Source organism: Nocardioides immobilis (genome assembly GCF_003515065.1).
GTDB lineage: Bacteria > Actinomycetota > Actinomycetes > Propionibacteriales > Nocardioidaceae > Nocardioides > Nocardioides immobilis.
The window spans coordinates 265,591-285,479 of record NZ_QXGH01000011.1 but is presented as its reverse complement, the minus strand read 5'-3'; the positions used below and the strand labels follow the sequence as shown (position 1 = coordinate 285,479).

The 19,889-nt window shown below is 72.2% G+C and carries 17 protein-coding genes; 11 read left to right on the top strand and 6 right to left on the bottom strand.

Annotation, left to right across the window (positions count from 1 at the left end; all coding sequences use genetic code 11):
* Position 1 precedes the first annotated feature (1 nt).
* Genes D0Z08_RS06980 through D0Z08_RS06970 form a run of 3 tightly spaced genes read right to left on the bottom strand, consistent with a single transcriptional unit; the run spans position 2 to position 2,186 of the window.
* Positions 2–793, bottom strand: a complete 792-nt coding sequence (locus D0Z08_RS06980; protein WP_147381354.1) for a septum formation family protein — start codon at positions 791–793, stop codon at positions 2–4.
* A 27-nt stretch (positions 794–820) separates the two neighbouring features.
* The gene (locus D0Z08_RS06975; RefSeq protein WP_118924014.1) at positions 821–1,516 is read right to left on the bottom strand and encodes a DUF4190 domain-containing protein; all 696 of its coding nucleotides are present in this window, start codon (positions 1,514–1,516) and stop codon (positions 821–823) included.
* 7 nt (positions 1,517–1,523) lie between these two features.
* A complete protein-coding gene (locus D0Z08_RS06970; protein ID WP_182481204.1) occupies positions 1,524–2,186 on the bottom strand; it encodes a DUF4190 domain-containing protein in 663 nt (220 codons plus the stop codon).
* A gap of 88 nt (positions 2,187–2,274) precedes the next feature.
* Between D0Z08_RS06970 and D0Z08_RS06965 the strand changes: the two genes are divergently transcribed.
* The 3 genes from D0Z08_RS06965 to D0Z08_RS06955 all read left to right on the top strand — a co-directional run bounded on the left by D0Z08_RS06965 (position 2,275) and on the right by D0Z08_RS06955 (position 7,624).
* Positions 2,275–3,453, top strand: a complete 1,179-nt coding sequence (locus D0Z08_RS06965) for a winged helix DNA-binding domain-containing protein (RefSeq protein WP_118924010.1) — start codon at positions 2,275–2,277, stop codon at positions 3,451–3,453.
* Positions 3,454–3,469: 16 nt separating this feature from the next.
* On the top strand, positions 3,470–4,183 hold the full coding sequence (locus D0Z08_RS06960; RefSeq protein ID WP_118924008.1) for a TIGR03936 family radical SAM-associated protein: 714 nt from the start codon (positions 3,470–3,472) through the stop codon (positions 4,181–4,183).
* A gap of 411 nt (positions 4,184–4,594) precedes the next feature.
* Positions 4,595–7,624, top strand: a complete 3,030-nt coding sequence (locus D0Z08_RS06955) for an Rne/Rng family ribonuclease (protein WP_118924007.1) — start codon at positions 4,595–4,597, stop codon at positions 7,622–7,624.
* Between the two features lie 19 nt (positions 7,625–7,643).
* Here the strand turns inward: D0Z08_RS06955 and D0Z08_RS06950 are convergent, their stop codons facing one another.
* Positions 7,644–10,208 carry a hypothetical protein gene (locus tag D0Z08_RS06950; protein WP_118924005.1) on the bottom strand — a complete coding sequence of 855 codons (2,565 nt, stop codon included), beginning with the start codon at positions 10,206–10,208 and terminating at the stop codon, positions 7,644–7,646.
* Between the two features lie 216 nt (positions 10,209–10,424).
* Here D0Z08_RS06950 and rplU point away from each other — a divergent pair, with 216 nt between their 5' ends.
* The 4 genes from rplU (at position 10,425) to proB (ending at position 13,770) form a co-directional block, all read left to right on the top strand.
* Positions 10,425–10,727: a 50S ribosomal protein L21 gene (gene rplU, locus D0Z08_RS06945; protein WP_118924003.1), complete on the top strand. Its 303-nt coding sequence runs from the start codon at positions 10,425–10,427 to the stop codon at positions 10,725–10,727.
* 34 nt (positions 10,728–10,761) lie between these two features.
* Entirely contained in the window at positions 10,762–11,019 is a 258-nt protein-coding gene (gene rpmA, locus D0Z08_RS06940; protein ID WP_118924001.1) for a 50S ribosomal protein L27, read from the top strand.
* 92 nt (positions 11,020–11,111) lie between these two features.
* Positions 11,112–12,662 carry a GTPase ObgE gene (gene obgE, locus D0Z08_RS06935; RefSeq protein ID WP_118923999.1) on the top strand — a complete coding sequence of 517 codons (1,551 nt, stop codon included), beginning with the start codon at positions 11,112–11,114 and terminating at the stop codon, positions 12,660–12,662.
* Complete coding sequence (gene proB / locus D0Z08_RS06930) at positions 12,655–13,770, top strand: glutamate 5-kinase (protein ID WP_118923997.1); 1,116 nt, start codon at positions 12,655–12,657, stop codon at positions 13,768–13,770. Before obgE ends, proB begins: the two co-directional genes overlap by 8 nt.
* Positions 13,771–13,945: 175 nt before the next feature.
* On the opposite strand, the gene D0Z08_RS06925 is transcribed toward proB, so the two are convergent.
* Together D0Z08_RS06925 and D0Z08_RS06920 are read right to left on the bottom strand one after the other, a co-directional pair.
* A complete protein-coding gene (locus D0Z08_RS06925; RefSeq protein ID WP_182481203.1) occupies positions 13,946–15,070 on the bottom strand; it encodes an FAD-dependent monooxygenase in 1,125 nt (374 codons plus the stop codon).
* Positions 15,070–15,849, bottom strand: coding sequence for a calcium-binding protein (locus D0Z08_RS06920; protein WP_118923993.1), 780 nt, complete (start codon positions 15,847–15,849; stop codon positions 15,070–15,072). The genes D0Z08_RS06925 and D0Z08_RS06920 overlap by 1 nt, the downstream gene beginning before the upstream one ends.
* 78 nt (positions 15,850–15,927) lie before the next feature.
* Between D0Z08_RS06920 and D0Z08_RS06915 the strand changes: the two genes are divergently transcribed.
* Genes D0Z08_RS06915 through D0Z08_RS06900 form a run of 4 tightly spaced genes read left to right on the top strand, consistent with a single transcriptional unit; the run spans position 15,928 to position 19,886 of the window.
* The gene (locus tag D0Z08_RS06915; protein ID WP_118923991.1) at positions 15,928–16,515 is read left to right on the top strand and encodes a DUF6801 domain-containing protein; all 588 of its coding nucleotides are present in this window, start codon (positions 15,928–15,930) and stop codon (positions 16,513–16,515) included.
* Positions 16,516–16,571: 56 nt separating this feature from the next.
* Positions 16,572–17,759: a cysteine desulfurase family protein gene (locus D0Z08_RS06910; RefSeq protein ID WP_118923989.1), complete on the top strand. Its 1,188-nt coding sequence runs from the start codon at positions 16,572–16,574 to the stop codon at positions 17,757–17,759.
* Positions 17,760–17,772: 13 nt separating this feature from the next.
* A complete protein-coding gene (gene mnmA, locus D0Z08_RS06905; RefSeq protein WP_220454085.1) occupies positions 17,773–18,882 on the top strand; it encodes a tRNA 2-thiouridine(34) synthase MnmA in 1,110 nt (369 codons plus the stop codon).
* Complete coding sequence (locus D0Z08_RS06900) at positions 18,879–19,886, top strand: methionine synthase (RefSeq protein WP_118923985.1); 1,008 nt, start codon at positions 18,879–18,881, stop codon at positions 19,884–19,886. Before mnmA ends, D0Z08_RS06900 begins: the two co-directional genes overlap by 4 nt.
* The last annotated feature ends 3 nt before the right edge of the window (positions 19,887–19,889 follow it).

The following is a 19,889-nucleotide window of genomic DNA, read 5'->3' as shown; positions in this document are numbered from 1 at the left end:
GTTAGCGCTTGGATCCCTTGACGGACTCCGTCAGCTTCCGCTTCGAATGAGCGGCGAGGCAGCTGATCGTCCGGTCGCCGAGCACCGACCACGACTGCTTGGTCGGTGAGTAGTAGAAGATCTCTAGCACCGAATCGCCGTACGACACGCCCACGTAGCGCCGGAACGCGCCGAAGCATTTGTCGATGTGCTCGCCGAAGGCGTCCTTGCCGGGGAAGTCCGTGCCGGGCACGCGGAACGTCGCGTAGACCTCGAGATCGTGCTTCTGGTCGCACGGGATGAGGGTGACGGTCGAGCTCCCGCCGCTGCCCGGCCCGAGCGTTCCCAGGACGACGGGGTCGTTGAAGCAGTCGCCCGTCCGGAGCTTGAGTGAGCTGATCTCGGTCGGCTCGCCGGAACGACGCGCGTCCTCGGCCTCGTCCTCCAGGGATTCGTTCATGCCGTCGCGGACGCCGTCCCAGAAGGCACCGCTGGTGACGACCGCGACCTGCAGGCCGGTTCCGGCGAGGCCGGCGAGAAGAGCGAGGATCGCAATCCAGCGGGGCCGGAAGCGCTTGCGCGCCAGGGTGATGATCGCGAGCACCGCGCCCACGAGTGGCAGGAGCGGGAAGCAGAAGACCACGGCCAGGCCGAAGGCGGTCCAGCCCAGTCCGCCGTCGGTCGATGGGCGGGGTGCCTGACGAGGCGGTGCGCCGAAGTACGGATTCGCAGGCGGGGCCGGCGTGGGAGGTTGCGCCGGACCGTAGGTCGACGGTCCGGGCGGAGTCAGGCCGTTGTCCGGAGTTTCACTCATCTTCGAGACCCCCACAGTCTCCGGCGTTCAGTCGATGGGTCTGTCGAGGTCGTCGCCGTCCGCGCGCTCGAGGTAGCAGATGAAGTCGTCGCCCGACTCGGGCTCCGACGCCTCGAAGACGATGTCGAGGGCGTAGCCGCCGGCGCCGAACGCCTCGGCGTACTCCTGGCCGAGCAGGACCTCGCACACGTCGGCGGGCCCGCCGTTCTCGTAGGCCTCGACCTGGTCGCTGCTGAAGTCGCCGGCGACGACGATCTCGGCCTCGTGCGGCTCGTCGCAGTCCTTCTTGAAGAGCGTCGCGTCCTTGTCGGAACCGACTTCGTCGACGTCGACGCACTGGCCGACGTCGGCGCTCGAGAGCAGCACGGTGCTGGTGCCGAACCAGGTGAAGAACCCGACCACCCCGACGAACGCCAGGGTGCCGACGGCGCCGATCGCGATCGCGGAGACGGCCGCCCACCGGCCGGCCCGGACCCCGTCCTTGGTACGGCTCAGCCCGACGATCCCGAGGATCAGGCCGACCACGCTGGTGCAGCACAGCAGGCTCAGGACGAACCCCGTGATCGAGACCGGGTCCGTGCGCCGGCCGACGGGGCTGCCCGGTCCGTACGGCGACGCGGGCGCGCCGCCGTACGGAGAGGTGCCGTAGGGACTGGTGCCGTAGGGCTGGTACGGCGGCTCGCCCGGTTCGGGGTCGTGCGGCCCGCCCCAGGGTCCACTCATCGAGGCGTCAGAGGATCGGCTCGTCGAGCTTCTTGCTCGACTCGACGTAGCAGACCAGGTGGTCGCCGATGTCGACGTTGTTGGGGTCCTCGATGACGGCCTTGTACTCGAGGCCCTCGACTTCAGCGAGCTTGATCTGATCCTCGTCGCTGATGATCTCGTTGCAGTAGGCGACCATGCCGCTGATCGCGTCCTTGTTGTCGGCGTCGACCTCGGCGACGGCGACGACCTCCGCGTCGTGGTCCTCGGTGCAGTCCTTCTCGTAGAGCAGCACCTCGTTGCCCTCCTCGGTCACGTCCATGCACTGGCCGACCTCGGCCTCCTCCGGCAGGAGCAGCGAGTCGAACCAGGCGACGCCGGCAATCGCCGCGATACCGACGCCGATCCACACCAGGAGGCCGACCAGGCCGAGCACCAGTCCGGTGATCGCCAGCCCGCGGCCCTTGCGCTGACCGCCCTTGGTGCGCTTGATGCCGACGATGCCCAGGATGAGGCTCACGGGCGCGCAACAGAGCAGGCCGGTGACGAGGGCCGCGATGGAGACGCCGTCGGTCTTGGGCTGCTCGAAGCCGCCGGCTCCCGGGGCGTTGAACGATGAGCCACCACCGCCGCCGCCGTAGGGGTTGGGGGGCTGCTGGCCGTAGGGGTCGTTGCCGTAAGGGTTGCTCACGGGGAGCAGCGTACGGCCTGCGCGCCTCGGCTCACGGAAGATTCCCTGGTTCGGGGCAGGTGTCGGTGGCGTCCGTGACGATGTCCTCGTGCGCCACATCGACGACGACGAGCGCCGGGCCCGGTTGGCGCGGCGCCACGGCCTGGTGGACGGCTGTCCGGACGTGGTCAGCGCCACGCGGGCGATGACCGTCCTGCACGCCACCGAGGCGGCGACCGTGCACCTGGCGCTGTGGGCGCGCGTGCCCGGCGTGACCCTGGCCGACGTCGATGCCGCGCTGTACGACGACCGGGTGCTGGTCAAGCAGCTCGCGATGCGCCGCACGCTGTTCGTGTTCCCGCGCGACCTGCTGCCGGCGGCCTGGGGGAGTGCGGCGGCCCGGGTCGCGGTCCAGCAGCGCAAGCTGCTGGCCCAGCGGGTGGTCGGAGCCGGGCTCGCCGACGACCCGACCGCCTGGATCGACTCCGTGCTCGCCGACGTGCTGGCCGAAATGGCCGACGGGGTGCCGCGCACCACCCGGGAGCTGCGTGACCTGGTGCCCGCGCTCGAGGGCCGCTTCTCCCTCGGCTCACCGGACAAGAAGTGGGGCGGGGAGTTCCCGATCGGCGCGTGGGTGATGACGACGCTGGGCGCGGAGGGCCGGGTGGTCCGGGGCGTCAATGCGGGTCACTGGCGGCTCAACAAGCCTACCTGGGTGCGCACCGACCACTGGCTCGCGGAGGCGATGGTGCCGTGGCCGGAGGACAAGGGGTACGCCGAGCTGGTCCGGCGCTGGCTGGCGACCTTCGGTCCTGGCACCGAGACCGACATCGTCTGGTGGCTCGGCGCGACCAAGACGATCGTCCGACGGGCGCTGGCCGACGTCGGCGCCGTCCAGGTCGCGCTCGACGACGGGGTGGGCTGGGTGCTAGCGGGCGACGACGAGCCGGTCGAGCCCGTTGCCCCGTGGGCGGCGCTGCTGCCGACCCTCGACCCGACGGTGATGGGCTGGAAGGAGAGGTCGTTCTACCTCGACCCGGCCGACACGCCGTACCTCTTCGACAGCAACGGCAACGCCGGCACCACCGCGTGGTGGGACGGCCGGGTGGTGGGCTGCTGGGTCCAGGACGAGGACGCGGTGGTCCGGGTGGTGCTCCGCCGCGACGTCGGTGCCGAGGCCACGGAGGCGCTCGAGGCCGAGGCCGCGCGGCTCACCGGCTGGCTGGGCGGGGTGCGGATCACCAACGTCTACGCCTCCCCGCAGATGAAGGGCGCGCGGCTCGGTTGACCTACCCTTCTGGCTCGTGAGTCGTCAGCAGCCCGAGCAGCAGGCCCCGCCGGTCCAACGGCTGCGGATCCGCTACGCCAAGCGCGGCCGGCTGCGGTTCACGAGCCACCGTGACGTGAGCCGGGCGGTGGAGCGGGCGGTCTTCCGCGCCGAGATCCCGATGGCCTACTCGTCGGGGTTCCACCCGCACCCGCGGATCTCCTACGCCGGCGCGTCGCCGACCGGCGCGGCGAGCGAGGCGGAGTACCTCGAGCTCGGGCTGGCCGAGACCCGCGATCCCGCGGAGATCGGCCGCGCGCTCGACGCTGCGCTGCCGGAGGGGCTCGACATCGCGGCGATCGTGGAGTCGCCGGGCGGGTCGCTCGCCGACCTGCTGGTGGCCAGCTCGTGGCTCGTCGAGCTGCGCGGCGCCGAGCGGGCCGACGTCGAGGCCGCGGTCGCCGCCTTCCTCGGCACCGAGTCCGTGGCGGTCGAGCGGATGACGAAGAAGGGCCTCCGTACGTTCGACTGCCGCGCGGCGGTCGTCGCGCTGGACGTCACCGACGCCGAGGGGGAGCCGGCGCTCGCCCTGGTGCTGCGACACGCCGTGCCCGCCGTACGACCCGACGACGTCCTGTCCGGCCTCGCCGAGGTCTCTGGGTTCACTCCGCCGGCGACCGCTCTGCTGACCCGGCTCGCGCAGGGCCCGCTCGACGAGACCACCGGGTCGGTCGGCGACCCGTTGGCCTGACGAGCAGGTCCGAGGGGCTTACCCGTCCCGCCGAGATGCCGACCGTTCATCCGCTGTGTGCGATACTCGCCACAGATCGGCCCCCGACGGCGCACCTCCGACGAGGACCCGACGGACCGATTCGACGACGTTCTCGCCGGTTCTCGTAGCACCTAGACGGGTCCGGCACGGTGGAGGTCAAGACCTCGCCAGACCGCGACGCAGGTAGACGGATCGGTGACAGCGATCCGGCGCCCGGGATGACATCCGGACCCGCGCGACCGCGGCAGGCAGGCCCTGGCCGCCAGTGACGCTCCGCGGAGGGTGTCGTCCCACTGAAGGCTTGCGCCGTCGGTCCCCAACCCCTGAGGACCCGTGCGGCGATGGACACGCCCGGACCGGCCGTGAGGCAGTCGGGCGGAGGAGCAGCGCATGGCTGACACCCCGGTCGACACCGTCGACACCCCTGTGACCGAAGCAGCACCCGCCGAGACCGTCGCTCCGGAGGTCGCCGCCGACGCGACTCCCGAGGAGAAGCCGGCCAAGAAGGCTGCCGCGAAGAAGACGGCGGCCAAGAAGGCGCCGGCGAAGAAGGCCGCCGCTGCCAAGAAGGCGCCGGCGAAGAAGGCCGCCGCCAAGAAGACCCCGGCCGCGTCGAAGGCCGCGAAGGCGGAGGCAGAGCCCGAGCCGACGACCGACGCGTCCGGCGAGGCACCGGGCACCCCCGAGGACGACGCGCAGTCGACGTCCGGCACGGCGGTCCTGTTCCAGCCGCCGGCCAAGAAGGCGCCGGCGAAGAGGGCCAAGCCGAAGCCGAAGGCGGAGCCGACGGACGGCGACGAGGACGAGAAGGCCGAGCCGGCCGACAAGGCCGAGGACGCCAAGGCCGGCGACGCGCCGGCCAAGAAGGCACCCGCCAAGAAGTCCGCGAAGGCCCCGAAGCCGAAGGCCGAGACGGTCGAGGACGACCAGGACGCTGCCGACAGCGGTGACGAGTCCGACGACGGCGACGCCGAGCAGGGCGAGGGCGGCGAAGGTGGCACCAGCTCGGCCGCCCGCCGCCGGCGTCGCCGTGGTGGCCGCCGCCGTCGCAAGCCGGCCGGTGCCGGCGCTGGAGGCGGGGCGAACGGCGACGACGACGCCGACGACACTGACGAGTCCGCTGACGGCGACTCGAAGGCCGCCGGCGATGCCGGCACCGACGAGAGCGCCGACTCCGCCGATGCAGGCGACGCCGACGCCGAGGGTGGCGAGCAGGGCGAGGGCGGTTCGTCGTCCTCCTCGCGTCGCCGCCGGCGCCGTCGCCGCGAGGGCGAGGGCGGCTCCGACGCCGACGACGCCACCACCGTGACCCGGGTCCGCAAGCCGCGGTCGCCGGAGGACGAGATCACGTCGATCGCCGGCTCCACTCGCCTGGAGGCGAAGAAGCAGCGCCGCCGCGACGGTCGCGAAGCCGGCCGGCGCCGCGCGCCGATCGTCAGTGAGGCGGAGTTCCTGGCCCGCCGCGAGTCGGTCGACCGGGTCATGGTCGTCCGCCAGCGCAAGGACCTCACCCAGATCGCCGTGATGGAGGACAAGGTCCTCGTCGAGCACTACGTCGCCCGCGAGTCCCAGACCTCGCTGATCGGCAACGTCTACCTCGGGCGCGTGCAGAACGTGCTCCCCAGCATGGAGGCCGCGTTCATCGACATCGGCAAGGGCCGCAACGCGGTTCTGTACGCCGGTGAGGTCAACTGGTCATCGCTCGGCCACAAGGACGGCCAACCGCGCAAGATCGAGTCCGTCCTGACGTCCGGCCAGAGCATCCTCGTCCAGGTGACCAAGGACCCGATCGGCCACAAGGGCGCCCGGCTGACCAGCCAGGTCAGCCTCGCCGGCCGGTTCCTCGTCTACGTCCCGGACGGCACGACCTCCGGCATCTCCCGGAAGCTGCCCGACACCGAGCGCGGACGTCTCAAGACGCTGCTCAAGGAGATCGTCCCCGAGACGGCCGGTGTCATCGTCCGGACCGCCGCCGAGGGTGCCTCCGAGGACGAGCTCACCCGCGATGTCGAGCGGCTGAAGGCCCGCTGGGAGGACATCGAGAGGAAGGTCGCCAAGGGGAACGCGCCGCAGCTCCTGTACGGCGAGCCGGACCTCACGCTCAAGGTGGTCCGCGACCTCTTCACCGAGGACTTCGCCAAGCTCGTCGTCCAGGGCGAGGACGCGTGGGAGACCGTCCACGACTACGTCGAGCACATGGCCCCCGACCTGGCCGACCGGCTGGAGCACTACCGAACCTCCGCCGAGGGCCAGCCGGACAAGCCGGACGTCTTCGCGAGCTACCGGATCGACGAGCAGATCGCCAAGGGCCTCGACCGCAAGGTGTGGCTCCCGTCCGGCGGTTCGCTGGTCATCGACCGCACCGAGGCGATGACCGTCGTCGACGTCAACACCGGCAAGTTCACCGGGTCGGGCGGTAACCTCGAGGAGACGGTCACCAAGAACAACCTGGAGGCCGCCGAGGAGATCGTCCGGCAGCTCCGGCTCCGCGACATCGGCGGCATCATCGTCGTCGACTTCATCGACATGGTGCTCGAGTCCAACCGGGACCTCGTCCTGCGCCGGCTCGTCGAGTGCCTCGGCCGCGACCGCACCCGCCACCAGGTGGCGGAGGTGACCTCGCTCGGCCTGGTCCAGATGACCCGGAAGCGGATCGGCACCGGTCTGGTCGAGGCGTTCAGCGAGAGCTGCGACCACTGCCAGGGCCGCGGGATCGTCGTCCACGAGCTGCCCGTCGAGCCGCGGCGCGGTTCCGGCGACGACGAGTCGCGCGGCGGCGGTCGACGTCGCCGTGGCAAGGGCAACGGCCGACCCCAGGCCGACGAGCCGGTCTCGAAGGCGGTGCCGTCGCCGAAGGACGTCGCCGCGATGGCCAAGCCGCCCGCCCCGGACGAGGACGAGGCCACCGACGAGGTCACCGACGAGGTGACCCCGGCCGCCGAGGTGGTCGAGGTCGCCGCCGACACGAGCGTCGAGGTTGTCGAGCCGGCCGAGGTTGTCGAGCCCGCCGAGGTAGTCGAGGCCGCCGAGGCCGCTGAGCCGGCAGAGGTTGTCGAGGCGACCCCGGTCACCGCGGAACCCGAGCCGGAGCCGGAGGCGCCGGTCGAGCCGGCCGCGCCGAAGGTCGTGACCCGCACCCGCCGGAGTGCCGCCAGCCGGCCCGCCGGCCCGCCGACCAGCACCTCGACGCCCGAGCCCGAGTCGACGCCGGAACCGGTGGTCGAGCCCGAGCCCGTGGTGGCGCCCGAACCCGAGCCCGTGGTGGCGCCCGAGCCCGTGGTCGAGCCGGACCCGGTGGTCGAGCCCGAGCCCGACGAGACGCCCGTCGTACCGGAGGTGGAGGCAGCTGCCGACGCACCGGTCGAGGAGCCCCACGTCGAGCACGTGCCGATCAAGAAGAAGGGCACCCGCAAGCGCTGACGGCAGGCTCTCCCGTTGGTCAGCTCTGGACCCGGAAGTCGCGCCGCGCGGGAGTGGAGTCCCGGTTCCCGGCGGCGTCGTAGGCCCGCACCCAGAAGATGTGGTCACCCTCCGCGAGGCCGGCGTACGTCTTCGGTGACGTGCAGGCTTCCCAGTCGAGCTGGTCGAGCCGGCACCGGAAGCGGTGGGCTGCCTCGCCCAGCGTGTCAAAGGTGAACTGCGCCGTCGTCTGGGTGATCGTGCCGCTGGGTCCGCTCACGATCGCCGTGTCCGGCGGCACGGTGTCGACGGTGAAAGCACGGTCGGCGGGCGTCGGGTCGACGTGGTCGAACTGGTCGGTGGCGCGCACGGAGAAGCTGTGGGGTCCCTCGGGCAGGGGCGTCGCCGGCGCGAACGGCGACGTGCACGTCGCGTACGCCGCGCCGTCGAACGCGCACTCGAACGTCGCCGGCTCGGTAGCGGAGAACGTGAACGTGGGTGTGGCGCTGCGGGACCACTCCACCGGTCCGGAGTCGATCTGAGTGTCCGGTGGTGAGACGTCGACGGTGAACGTCGCGGTCGCGGGCGAGGGGTCGAGGTTGCCGACGGCATCGACGCCGGTGACGCTCACGGTGTGCGGCCCGTCCCCCAAGGGAGGCGTGGTCCACGGCGAGGAGCACGGCGTGGAGGTGCCGGTGTCGACTCGGCAGGCGTACGTAGTCGCCTCCACGCCGTGGAACGTGATAGTCGGCGTCGGGTCGCTGATGGTGCCGCTCGGCGCGGAGTCGATGACCGTGTCCGGCGGCACCGTGTCGACGCTGAAGGTCCGCTGGGCCGGGGTCGGGTCGGTGTCGGGCGCGCCGTCGGCGTCGGTCGCCCGGACCCGGAAGGTGTGGGTGCCGTCGGAAAGGACTGGCGTCGTGTGCGGGGACGTGCACGTGGCGTAGGCACCGTCGTCGACGGCGCAGGCGAAAGTGGATCCCGGCTGGGAGGAGGAGAACCAGAAGGTCGGCGTGTTGTCGCTGGTCGGCCCGCTCGGTCCGATGCTGATGGTCGTGTTGGGCGCCGTATCGACGGTGAACGTCCGGGTCGCCGGGGTCAGGTCGACCTGGGCAGAGTCGTCGATCGCGCGCACGCGGAACGTGTGGGCGCCTTCGCCCAGGGTGGCGAGGGTGCGCGGCGACGTGCAGGGGGTGTAGGTCCCGGTGTCGACCTGGCACTCGAACCTCGACCCGGTTTCGCTCGCCGAGAAGTAGAACGTCGGGGTCGCGTCCGCGGTCGTGCCGATCGGGCCGCTGGTGATGGTCGTCTGCGGCGGGCTGTCGGTGAATCCGTGCACCCGGGCCGCGGCGAACCCGGCGGAGCCGTCGCCCGCGATGACGATCTTGCCGTCGCTGTCGAAGGCCAGCGACGTCGCGTGGTCGGCGCCCGGCACGTCGAGGTCCACCGTCTGCAAACCGTTGTTGGAGAACGTCGTGTCCAGGTCCCCGGCTGACGTGTATCGGGCGATCGCCGCGTCCGGGGTGGTCGTGTTGAGCTGGCCAGCGATGACGATCCGCCCGTTGGCCTGGATCGCGACGTCGTGCGCCTGCGCCCCGTCCAGCGGTTCGGTCAGCTTCCCGTCGCCGTCGAAGGTGCTGTCGAGGAATCCGTTGGCGTGGAACCTGGCGAGGGCGAAGTCGACGTTGGTGCCGCCGCTCGGGAATGTCGTGCGGCTGCCCGCCGCGACGATCTTGCCGTCGGCCTGGATCGCCACGGCGTTCGCGATGTCGTTCCCCCCGAGGCCGACCACCGCCTTGCCGTCGAGGTGGAAGCCGCTGTCGAGGGATCCGCTCGTGTTGTAGCGCGCGGCCAGGAAGTCGAAGTCGCCACCCTGCTTGCCGTCGCCGACCGCCACGAGCTTGCCGTCCGGCTGGAGGTCCAGGTCGGCGAGTGTCTCGTCGTCGCCGAAGCCGGTAGTGACGATGCCGTCTCCGCCGAAGGTGGTGTCGAGCGCGCCGGAAGTGGTCAGCCGCGAGATTCCGAAGTCGCCGTCGCCGCCGATACGAGCCAGGCCGCCGAGGAGGATCTTGTTGTCGCCCTGGACCGCGACGGCATGGGCCCAGTCGTAGTCGTCGTCGAAGTCGACGACGTGGAGGCCGTTCGCTGAGAACCCGGTGTCGCGGGTGCCGTCGGGGTTGTAGACCGCGACCGCGAAGTTCCAGCTGGTCGCGGTGCCGCCGTACGTCGCGCCCACGACCACGATGTCGCCGTCGGACTGCAGGGCGACGTCGGTCGCCACTGCCGGCGCGGCGCCGAACTCGGTGACGAGCCTGCCGTCGCCGGAGAACGACGTGTCGAGGGTGCCGTCGGGGTCGAGCCGGGCCACGGCGAAGTCGCTCTGCCCCTGGGATCCGGTCGAGCCGACCATCACGATGCGGCCGTTCGGTTGGATGACGACACCCTCTGCGCTGCTCCCGAACGACAGCTTGGCGATGCCCGAGGTCCCGAACGAGAGGTCGAGATCACCCGGAGCGGCGGCGTGGGCCACGGGCGCGGCAATGAGCGCGCTCAGCATCACCGCGCCAACGGTGCCGAGAACGAGCATCCGAGTGCGCCGTAGCATGAAAGTCTCCGTTCCACACGACCATGCGCCCGGGGCTTCTCCGGCGTCAAGCGCCGTTTTGCTGTCGCCGTGCGCGATCCGTACTATTGAGCGTCGGCGCGCCCTGCGTGCCTCTTTGCTGCATCCACCTGGGGCGATCCCGCATCTGCCCTCGCGAGCCCGAGGCCGTGGTGTGCCGCAGACCCAGACGACGAGGTTCAGAAGAAGGAGACCGCGGTGTACGCGATCGTGCGCGCAGGCGCCAAGCAGCAGAAGGTCGTTGTCGGCGACGTCATCGAGATCGACAAGGTCTCCACGGCCGTCGGCGACACCCTCACGCTGCCCGTGGTCATGGCGGTCGACGGCGAGTCCGTCACCACCACCGGTCTCGGTGAGGCCGCGGTGACCGTCGAGGTGCTCGGCGCCACCAAGGGCCCGAAGATCGTCATCCAGAAGTACAAGAACAAGACCGGGTACAAGAAGCGGCAGGGTCACCGCCAGAAGTACACCCAGGTCAAGGTCACCGACATCAAGCTCTGAGTCCCACCGACTCGTCACCTGAAGGACTGAACTGATGGCACACAAAAAGGGCGCAGCGTCCACCAAGAACGGCCGCGACTCCAACGCTCAGCGGCTCGGCGTCAAGCGCTTCGGCGGCCAGGTCGTCAACGCCGGCGAGATCATCGTCCGCCAGCGCGGCACCCACTTCCACCCGGGCGCCAACGTCGGCCGCGGTGGCGACGACACCCTGTTCGCGCTCGCCGCGGGCGCGGTGGAGTTCGGCCGCAAGCGCGGCCGCAAGGTCATCAACATCGTCCCGGCTGCTGAGTGACGCTCAGCTCCCACTAGGGCTTCGAGAGGGCGTCCCGGCCGGGGCGCCCTCTTCTCATTTCTACAGCCTGTCTCTACTGAAAGACTGATCCCATGGCCGTTCCCACTTTCGTCGACCAGGTGACGCTCCGTGTCACCGCGGGTCGCGGGGGCAACGGCGTCGCGTCCGTGCACCGCGAGAAGTTCAAGCCGCTCGGCGGTCCCGACGGCGGCAACGGCGGACCGGGCGGGTCGATCATCCTCCGCGTCGACCAGGACGTCACGACGCTCCTCGACTACCACCACAGCCCGAAGCGGAAGGCCGAGAACGGCGGTCACGGCGCCGGGGACCACAAGAACGGCTCGCACGGCCACGACCTGGTGCTCCCGGTCCCTGCCGGCACGGTGGTCGCCCTGCCCACCGGGGAGGTGATCGCCGACCTGGTCGGTCCCGGCACCGAGCTGGTCATCGCCGAGGGCGGCAAGGGCGGGCTCGGCAACGCGTCGCTCGCCTCCAAGTCCCGCAAGGCCCCCGGATTCGCGCTCCTCGGCGAGCCCGGCGAGGAGCTCGACATCGTGCTCGAGCTCAAGGTCGTCGCCGACGTCGGCCTCGTCGGGTTCCCGAGCGCGGGCAAGTCCAGCCTGATCGCCGCGATCTCGCGGGCGCGGCCCAAGATCGCGGACTACCCGTTCACCACTCTCGTCCCGAACCTCGGCGTCGTGAGCGCCGGCGACGTCACGTTCACCGTCGCCGACGTACCCGGCCTGATCGAGGGTGCCGCCGACGGCCGCGGCCTCGGCCACGACTTCCTGCGTCACATCGAGCGGTGCGCCGCGCTGGTGCACGTGCTGGACACCGCGACCCTCGAGCCCGGCCGCAACCCCGTCGACGACCTCGACGTCATCGAGGCCGAGCTGACCCGCTACGGGGGCCTCGCGGACCGGCCCCGGCTGGTCGCGCTCAACAAGGTCGACGTGCCCGACGGCCGCGAGATCTCCTCGATGGTCCTCGACGAGCTCCGCAAGCGCGGCCTGCGCGTCTTCGAGATCTCGGCTGCGTCGGGGGAGGGCACCCGGGACCTGATCTACGCAATGGCCGAGATCGTGATGGCCGCGCGCGCCGAGAAGGCCGCCGAGGTCGTGGAGCGGATCGTGCTCCGGCCGAAGGGCATCGACAGCGACGAGTTCACGGTCCGCAAGACCGGAGCCGGGTGGCGGGTCCGTGGGGTGAAGCCTGAGCGCTGGGTGCGCCAGACCGACTTCAGCAACGACGAGGCCGTGGGCTTCCTCGCCGACCGGCTCAACCGGCTCGGGGTCGAGGCCAAGCTGCTCGAGCTGGGTGCCGAGGAGGGCGACGCCGTCCTCATCGGCCACCCCGACAACGCCGTCGTGTTCGACTTCAAGCCGGGCATCGATGCCGGTGCCGAGAACCTCTCGCGGCGCGGCCAGGACGAGCGGTTCCAGGACGAGCGGCCGGCGCACCACCGTCGCCGGGAGATCCAGGAGCACCTGCCGGAGCGGGCCGAGGGCGAGACCCGCGCCGACGTGGCACGCCGCCTCGACCGGCCCGAGGAGTACGGTCCGCTCGCCTACGAGATCGGCTCGGACGAGGACCCCGACGCGTCTGACGAGGAAGCCTGGCTCGAACAGGATCCTGGTGAGTGACCGGGCGGTCGTGACCGCGGCCCGCCGGGTCGTGGTCAAGATCGGCTCCTCGTCGCTCACGACCGCCGAGGGCGGTATCGATCCGCAACGCGTGAGCGCGCTCGTCGACGTACTCGCCTCGGTCCGCGCCGCCGGCGCCGAGGTCGTGCTCGTCTCCTCGGGCGCCATCGCGGCCGGCCTGGCCCCGCTCGGCCTGCGGAAGCGGCCGCGTGGCCTGGCGGCGCAGCAGGCTGCGGCTTCGGTCGGCCAGGGCCTGCTCGTGCATCGCTACACCGAGGAGCTGGCCCGGCACGGGCTGACCGCCGGGCAGGTGCTGCTCACCCTCGACGACGTCACCCGGCGCTCGCACTACCGCAACGCCCACCAGACCTTCACCAAGCTGCTCGAGCTCGGCGTCATCCCGATCGTCAACGAGAACGACACCGTGGCGACCACCGAGATCCGGTTCGGCGACAACGACCGGCTCGCGGCCCTGGTCGCGCACCTCGTCCACGCGGACCTGCTGCTCCTGCTGTCCGACGTCGACGGCCTGTACGACGGACCCCCGCACCGGCCCGGCACCAACCTGATCCCCGAGGTGCGGTCGGCGGCCGACCTCGACGGCGTCGCGATCGGTACGACGGGCGCGGCCGGTGTCGGCACCGGCGGGATGGCCACCAAGCTCGACGCGGCGAGCATCGCGACCGGCTCGGGCATCACCGTGGTCCTCACCTCTGCGGAGCACGCTGCTGCCGCCCTCGCGGGTGAGCAGGTCGGCACGCTCTTCCACGCCAGCGGCCGCCGCCGCCCCACCCGTCAGCTGTGGCTGCGGCACGCGACCGAGGCCAAGGGCACCGTCGTGCTCGACGCGGGCGCCGTCCGGGCCGTGGTCGAGCGGCACGCCTCACTGCTGGCCGCGGGCATCACGTCGGTCGCCGGCACCTTCGTCGCCGGCGACCCGATCGACCTGGCCGGCCCCGACGGGACCGTCATCGCCCGGGGCCTGGTCAACTTCGACGCCGCCGAGCTGCCCGACCTGCTCGGCCGCTCGACCAAGGAGCTCAAGCGCGAGCTCGGTGCGGCGTACGAGCGCGAGGTCATCCACCGCGACGACCTCGTCCTGCTCTGAGCCCCCGCGAAGTGTCAAGGTTTGTCCCTCGAAGTGTCGAAGGTGGTCATGCGAGATGCCCATCTGGGCGCCGCGCTTCGGCCGACCAAGGCTGACACTTCGGCGGGCCAAGACTGACACTTCGGCCGACCAGGAGTGACACTTCGGCGGGCCAAGACTGACACTTCGGCGGGGCTCACCAGGGGTAGGCGCCGGTCCCGCCGATCTTCGCGAGGGTGCGGAGCATCAGGGGGTCGGGGAGGAGCTGGGAGACCCGGTGCAGGCCGGCGGGTGCGTCGATGGCCCTTCCGGCCGCGCGCGAGAGCGAGACCACGCGGCGGGCCGGGGCGCGGCGCATCTTCTCGAACGCCGTGAACGCCGCGGCGGGGGAGTCCGCCTGCCGCAGCAGCCGGGCGAGCACCGCGGCGTCGATCAGGGCCTGGCAGCCGCCCTGCCCGAGGTGCGGCCGCATTGCGTGCGCGGCGTCGCCGATGACGACCACGCGTCCGTCGGTCCAGCGGCGGGGGAGCGCGCGGTCCATGACGTCGTTGCGGCTCACGGCCGCAGGCGCGGTGGCGTCGAGGACCTGCTGCACCGGGTTCGGCCAACCGGAGAACGCCGTCCGCAGGTGGGCCAGCTCGCTCTCCGCGGTGCCGCCGGCCGGCTCGCGGACCGTGGCGAACCAGTACGCCGCGCCGTCGCCGAGCGGCACCACCCCGAACTCCTGCCGCGACCCCCACAGCTGGACCGGCTCCAGCCCGCCTGTGTCGGCGATGCCGCGCCAGGCGGGGAATCCGGCGTACCGCTCCGGCAGCCCGGGGTCGAGCACCCGCGCGACCTCGGACCGGTAGCCGTCGGCACCGACGAGCGCGACGGCCGCGACCGGGTCGCCGTCGGTGACCACCTGGACGACGTCCTCGTCCTGCCGGTAGCCGCGGACCGCGACGCCGAGCCGCACACTGCCGGGCTTGATCCGGTCGTGCAGGATCTCGACGAGGTCCCCGCGCCGTACGGCGACGAGCGGCCCGCCGAGCACAGCCGCTGATCGCTCGAGGTCGAGGGAGCGCAGCACCCGTCCGGTCCTGGTGCGGATGGTTCCGGCGCCGAGAGCGTGCCCCGCGCGTCGGACGTCATCGCCCACGCCGATCTCGTCGAGGGCCACCATCGCGTTGGGCCAGAGCGTGATCGCTCCGCCGGCGCTGCCGAGCTCGGGCCGCTCGTCCAGCAGGAGGTACGGCATGGCGGTCTCGGTGCGCTGCAGGCCCGCCGCGAGTGCGAGGCCGGCGATGCCGGCGCCCGCGATCACGAAGGGAACGTCCACTACGACTGCACCTGCTCGCAGTCGACGGGCTGGTCGAGGTCGCCGTCGTCGTCGGTCGTGTCGGTGCCGGCGCCGGCGCCGGCGCCGCACAGCAGGATGTCCGAGCCCGGGCCGCCGAGCAACGTGTCGTTGCCGGTGCCGCCTTCCAGCTGGTCCTCACCGATGCCGCCCGACAGGTGGTCGTCGCCGGCGGTGCCGACCAGACGGTCGGCGCCGCCCTCGCCGTCGACGATGTCGTGGCCGACCCCGGTGCGGATCCAGTCGTCGCCCAGACCACCGTGGACCCGATCAAGACCCATCGCGCCGTTGACGAAGTCGTCGGCCGCGCCCGCGAAGACCACGTCGTTGCCGTCGTCGGCGAGCACGGACAGCCTGAGCTCCGCACCGAGAGCCGAGCCGTCGATGCGATCGTCGCCGCGCCGCGGCACGATCTCGAGCAACAGCGGGTCGGCCGGCGTCGTGGCGACCGGGATCCGGCAGGTCGCGGCGATGCCGCGCGCGACGGCGACCCGCCGGCAGCCGCGCGGCAGCGACACCCAACGCCTCATGGCCCGGTCGTGGAACCGGATCCGGGTGCCGTACCGGGTCATCACCAGCCGGTTGTCGTGCCCGGACGCGCGGTAGCGGAGGCCACCGTCGATCCGGGTGATCTCGCCCCACCGCTTGGCAAGGACCCGCTCGCCGGCGTCGCCGGGGGCCGTGGCGGTTGCCGTGGCGGGGACGACCAGGGCGACTGCGGTCGCGATGGTGAGGGCGGTGCGGAAGGTGCGGTTGAGCATGATGTCGACGTTACGCCGAATCTGACCCGCTCGCCGACCTCCCGGAAGCAGTCGGAGGTACGACGTACGCTTCGCGCCATGTCTTTCCGCCGCGCGACCGGGTTCGCCGTGCTGACCGTCCTGCTGTCCCTCGTCGGCGCGCTGCTCGTCGGCACCTCGCCGGCCCGTGCCGAGCTGCGCACGCTGACCACGACCTACGACTGCGATGCCGGGTCGTTCGGCAGCGGCAGCAGCGCCGTGACCGTGAGGGTCGACATCCCCAACCGGGTGCGCGCCGGCGTGCAGGTCGACGCGCGCCGGATCACGTTCCGGATCGTGGTGCCGGACGAGCTCGTCCAGCAGATGCGGGACAACAGCGTCGACGCGATCTCGGCGACTGCGACGGCGAAGTACCGGGTGGGCGCGAAGCGGGTGCCGATCCGCAACCTCACGATCCCGCGCACCGAGGTGCCGGCCGAGGGCGACATGGTGATCCGTGGCTCGGGTCGCGCGGGTGCGTTCACGATCAACGAGCCGGGGCGGTACGCCGTGAAGGTCCCGAGGGGGCTCGCCGCTGAGGTGACGGCCTACGGCGTCCCGATCGTCGGCCAGATCACCACGGACATGACCTGTGCGCTCGCCACCGGCGCACCGGTCAAGCTCGCCACGCTGAGGGTCGTCCGCTAGGCCCGGGGCCTCCGGTTCGGCGCGGGGAGCGCCCGCGCCGTACCCTGGGAGGCGCCATGAACGACGTCCGGACGGTCTACCTCGACCACGCCGCGACCACACCGATGGTCCCGGCCGCTGTTGAAGCGATGACCGCGCACCTCGCGGACGTCGGCAACGCCAGCTCGCTGCACGCTTCCGGCCGCCGCGCGCGCCGGGTCGTCGAGGAGTCGCGCGAGACGATCGCGCAGGCGCTCGGCTGCCGGCCGGGCGAGGTGGTCTTCACGTCCGGCGGCACCGAGGCCGACAACCTGGCGGTCAAGGGCCTGTACTGGTCGCGCCGGGCGGTCGATCCCGTACGCCGACGGATCCTCGCCAGCTCGGTCGAGCACCACGCCGTGCTCGACCCGCTGGACTGGCTGGCCGAGCACGAGGACGCCGGTCTCGAGCTGCTGCCCGTCGACGACCAGGGTCGGCTGGTTCCCGATGCGCTCGCAGCAAGCATCGCGCACGACCCCGGCTCCGTCGCCCTCGTGAGCGTGATGTGGGCGAACAACGAGGTCGGCACGATCCAGCCGATCGGCGACGTCGTCGCGATCGCAGCGGAGCACGGGGTCCCCGTGCACACCGATGCCGTCCAGGCGATCGGAGCGGTGCCGGTCGACTTCGCGGCCTCGGGCGTCGACGCGATGACCATCTCCGGCCACAAGGTGGGCGGTCCGCTCGGGGTGGGTGCGCTCGTCGTACGCCGCGAGATCGAGCTCACCGCCCTCGTCCACGGCGGCGGGCAGGAGCGCGACGTCCGCAGCGGCACGCTCGATGTGCCGGCGGTCGCCGGGTTCGCTGCTGCGGTCGAGGTCGCGGTCAAGGAGCAGGCCGACCATGCCGCCCGGCTCGCGGTCCTGCAGCACCGCCTGGTCGACGCCGTACGACGCGCGGTGCCGGACGCCGTCCTCAACGGGGCCTCGACCGGCTCGGCCGACGAACGGCTCCCCGGCAACGTGCACTTCAGCTTCCCCGGCTGCGAGGGCGACTCGCTGCTGATGCTGCTCGATGCCCGCGGCATCGAGTGCTCGACCGGCTCGGCCTGCTCGGCCGGCGTCCCGCAGCCCTCGCACGTCCTGCTCGCCATGGGACGCGATGCCGACGCCGCGCGCAGCTCGCTCCGCTTCTCGCTCGGCCACACCACCACCGAGGCCGACATCGATGCGGTCGCCGCTGCGCTGGGGCCGTGCGTCGAGCGCGCCCGCGCGGCGCGCGCATGATCGGGGGGCCGTCGTGAAGGTCGTCGCGGCCATGTCCGGCGGGGTCGACTCCGCCGTCGCCGCCGCCCGCGCCGTCGATGCGGGCCACGAGGTCACCGGCATCCACCTGGCGCTGTCCCGCAACCCGAAGTCCTACCGGTCCGGCGCCCGCGGCTGCTGCACGATCGAGGACAGCAACGACGCTCGCCGTGCCGCCGACGTGATCGGCATCCCGTTCTACATCTGGGACCTGTCCGACCGGTTCCACGAGGACGTGGTCGAGGACTTCATGGACACCTACGCGGCCGGGCGCACGCCCAACCCGTGCCTGCGGTGCAACGAGAAGATCAAGTTCGCCGCGGTGCTCGACCGGGCGCTGGCCCTCGGCTTCGACGCGGTGGCGACCGGTCACTACGCGCGGCTGGAGCCGACTGCCGACGGGGGAGTGGAGCTGCACCGGGCCGCCGACCACGGCAAGGACCAGTCCTACGTGCTCGGGGTGCTCGACGACCGGCAGCTGCGGCACTCGCTCTTCCCGTTGGGCGACACCCCGAAGGACGAGGTACGACGCGAGGCGGCCGCGCGCGGCCTCCTCGTCGCGGACAAGCCCGACAGCCACGACATCTGCTTCGTCGCCGACGGCGACAACGCCGGCTGGCTGCGGGAGAAGCTCGGGGACCGTGTCCCCAACCAGGGCGGGGCGATCGTCGACGAGGCCGGCGAGGTGCTCGGCGAGCACGAGGGCACCTACGGCTTCACGATCGGCCAGCGCAAGGGTCTGCGCATCGGACGGCCTGCGCCGGACGGCCGGCCGCGCTACGTGCTCGGCATCGAGCCCGTGTCCGGCACCGTGACCGTGGGTCCGCACGAGCGGCTCGCCATCGAGCGGATCCACGCCGACCAGCCGCGCTGGTGCGGTACGCCGCTCGCGCCCGGGTCGGTCTCAGAGGTCACGGTGCAGCTGCGTGCTCACGGCGACGAGCACCGCGCCGTGGTCCGTCTCGACGACACCGGAGACCACGTGGACATCGAGCTGCTCGACCCGGCCTACGGCATCGCGCCGGGCCAGGCCGCCGTGCTCTACCAGGGCAGCCGCGTCGTCGGCTCGGCCACCATCGACGCGACCGACCGGGTCTCCGCGTGACGCTGGCGACCGGCATCGGATCCTTCCCCGGGACCGAGCAGCGTGACTTCGACGAGGCACTGCGACTGGTGCTGGGCGAGCTCGGCGAAGGGGCGCTCCCGTTCCTCCCCGAGGTGCCGGGGCGTGGCGTCTGGGCGGGGATGGTCGGCCGCACGCTGGGGCTGGTCGGCGAGCTCGACGCCGACCTGCAGCCTGCGGGCTGGCGGCTGACCGGCACGTCCGGGGCGCCGGCCCTCGATCAGCGCCGGGCCCGCAGCCTGCTCGGCCAGGACCTCGACGCGCTCGAGGAGCAGGCGTCCGCCTACTCCGGGGCGTTCAAGGTCCAGGTCACCGGTCCGTGGACGCTGGCTGCGACGGTCGAGCGCCCGCGCGGTGACAAGGTGCTCGCCGACCACGGCGCCCGACGCGACCTGGCCCAGGCGCTCGCCATCGGCGTGGCCGACCACGTCGCCGACGTACGACGACGCCTGCCGGATGCGACGCGGATCGTGCTCCAGCTCGACGAGCCCGCCCTCCCCGCCGTCCTGGGTGGTGGAGTGCCGACCGCCTCGGGTTTCGGCAGGCACCGAACGGTGCACCCGCCGGAGGCGAGCGACGCGCTGGCCGGGGTGCTCGGCGCCGCCCGCGATGCGGGCGCCGAACCGTGGGTCCACTGCTGCGCCCCGGACACGCCGCTCGCGTTGCTGCGCGGGGCCGGGGCCGACGGACTGGCCGTCGACCTGGCCCTCCTCGACGCAGCCGGCCACGAGGCCCTCGCAGAGGCGCTGGACACCGGCGGGGCCGTCGCGCTCGGCGTGGTGCCCAGCACCGACCCGGCCGAGCCACCGACGGAGAAGGACGTCGTCGGAGCTGTCCACCGGTGGCTCGACATGGTCGGACTCGATCCGGGCGAGGCCGCGGACAGGCTGGTGCTGTCGCCCGCGTGCGGGCAGGCCGGAGCGTCGTCCGGGTGGGCACGGCAGTCGCTCGCCCTGTTGCGCTCGGCGGCCGCGTCCCTGTCCTGAGGG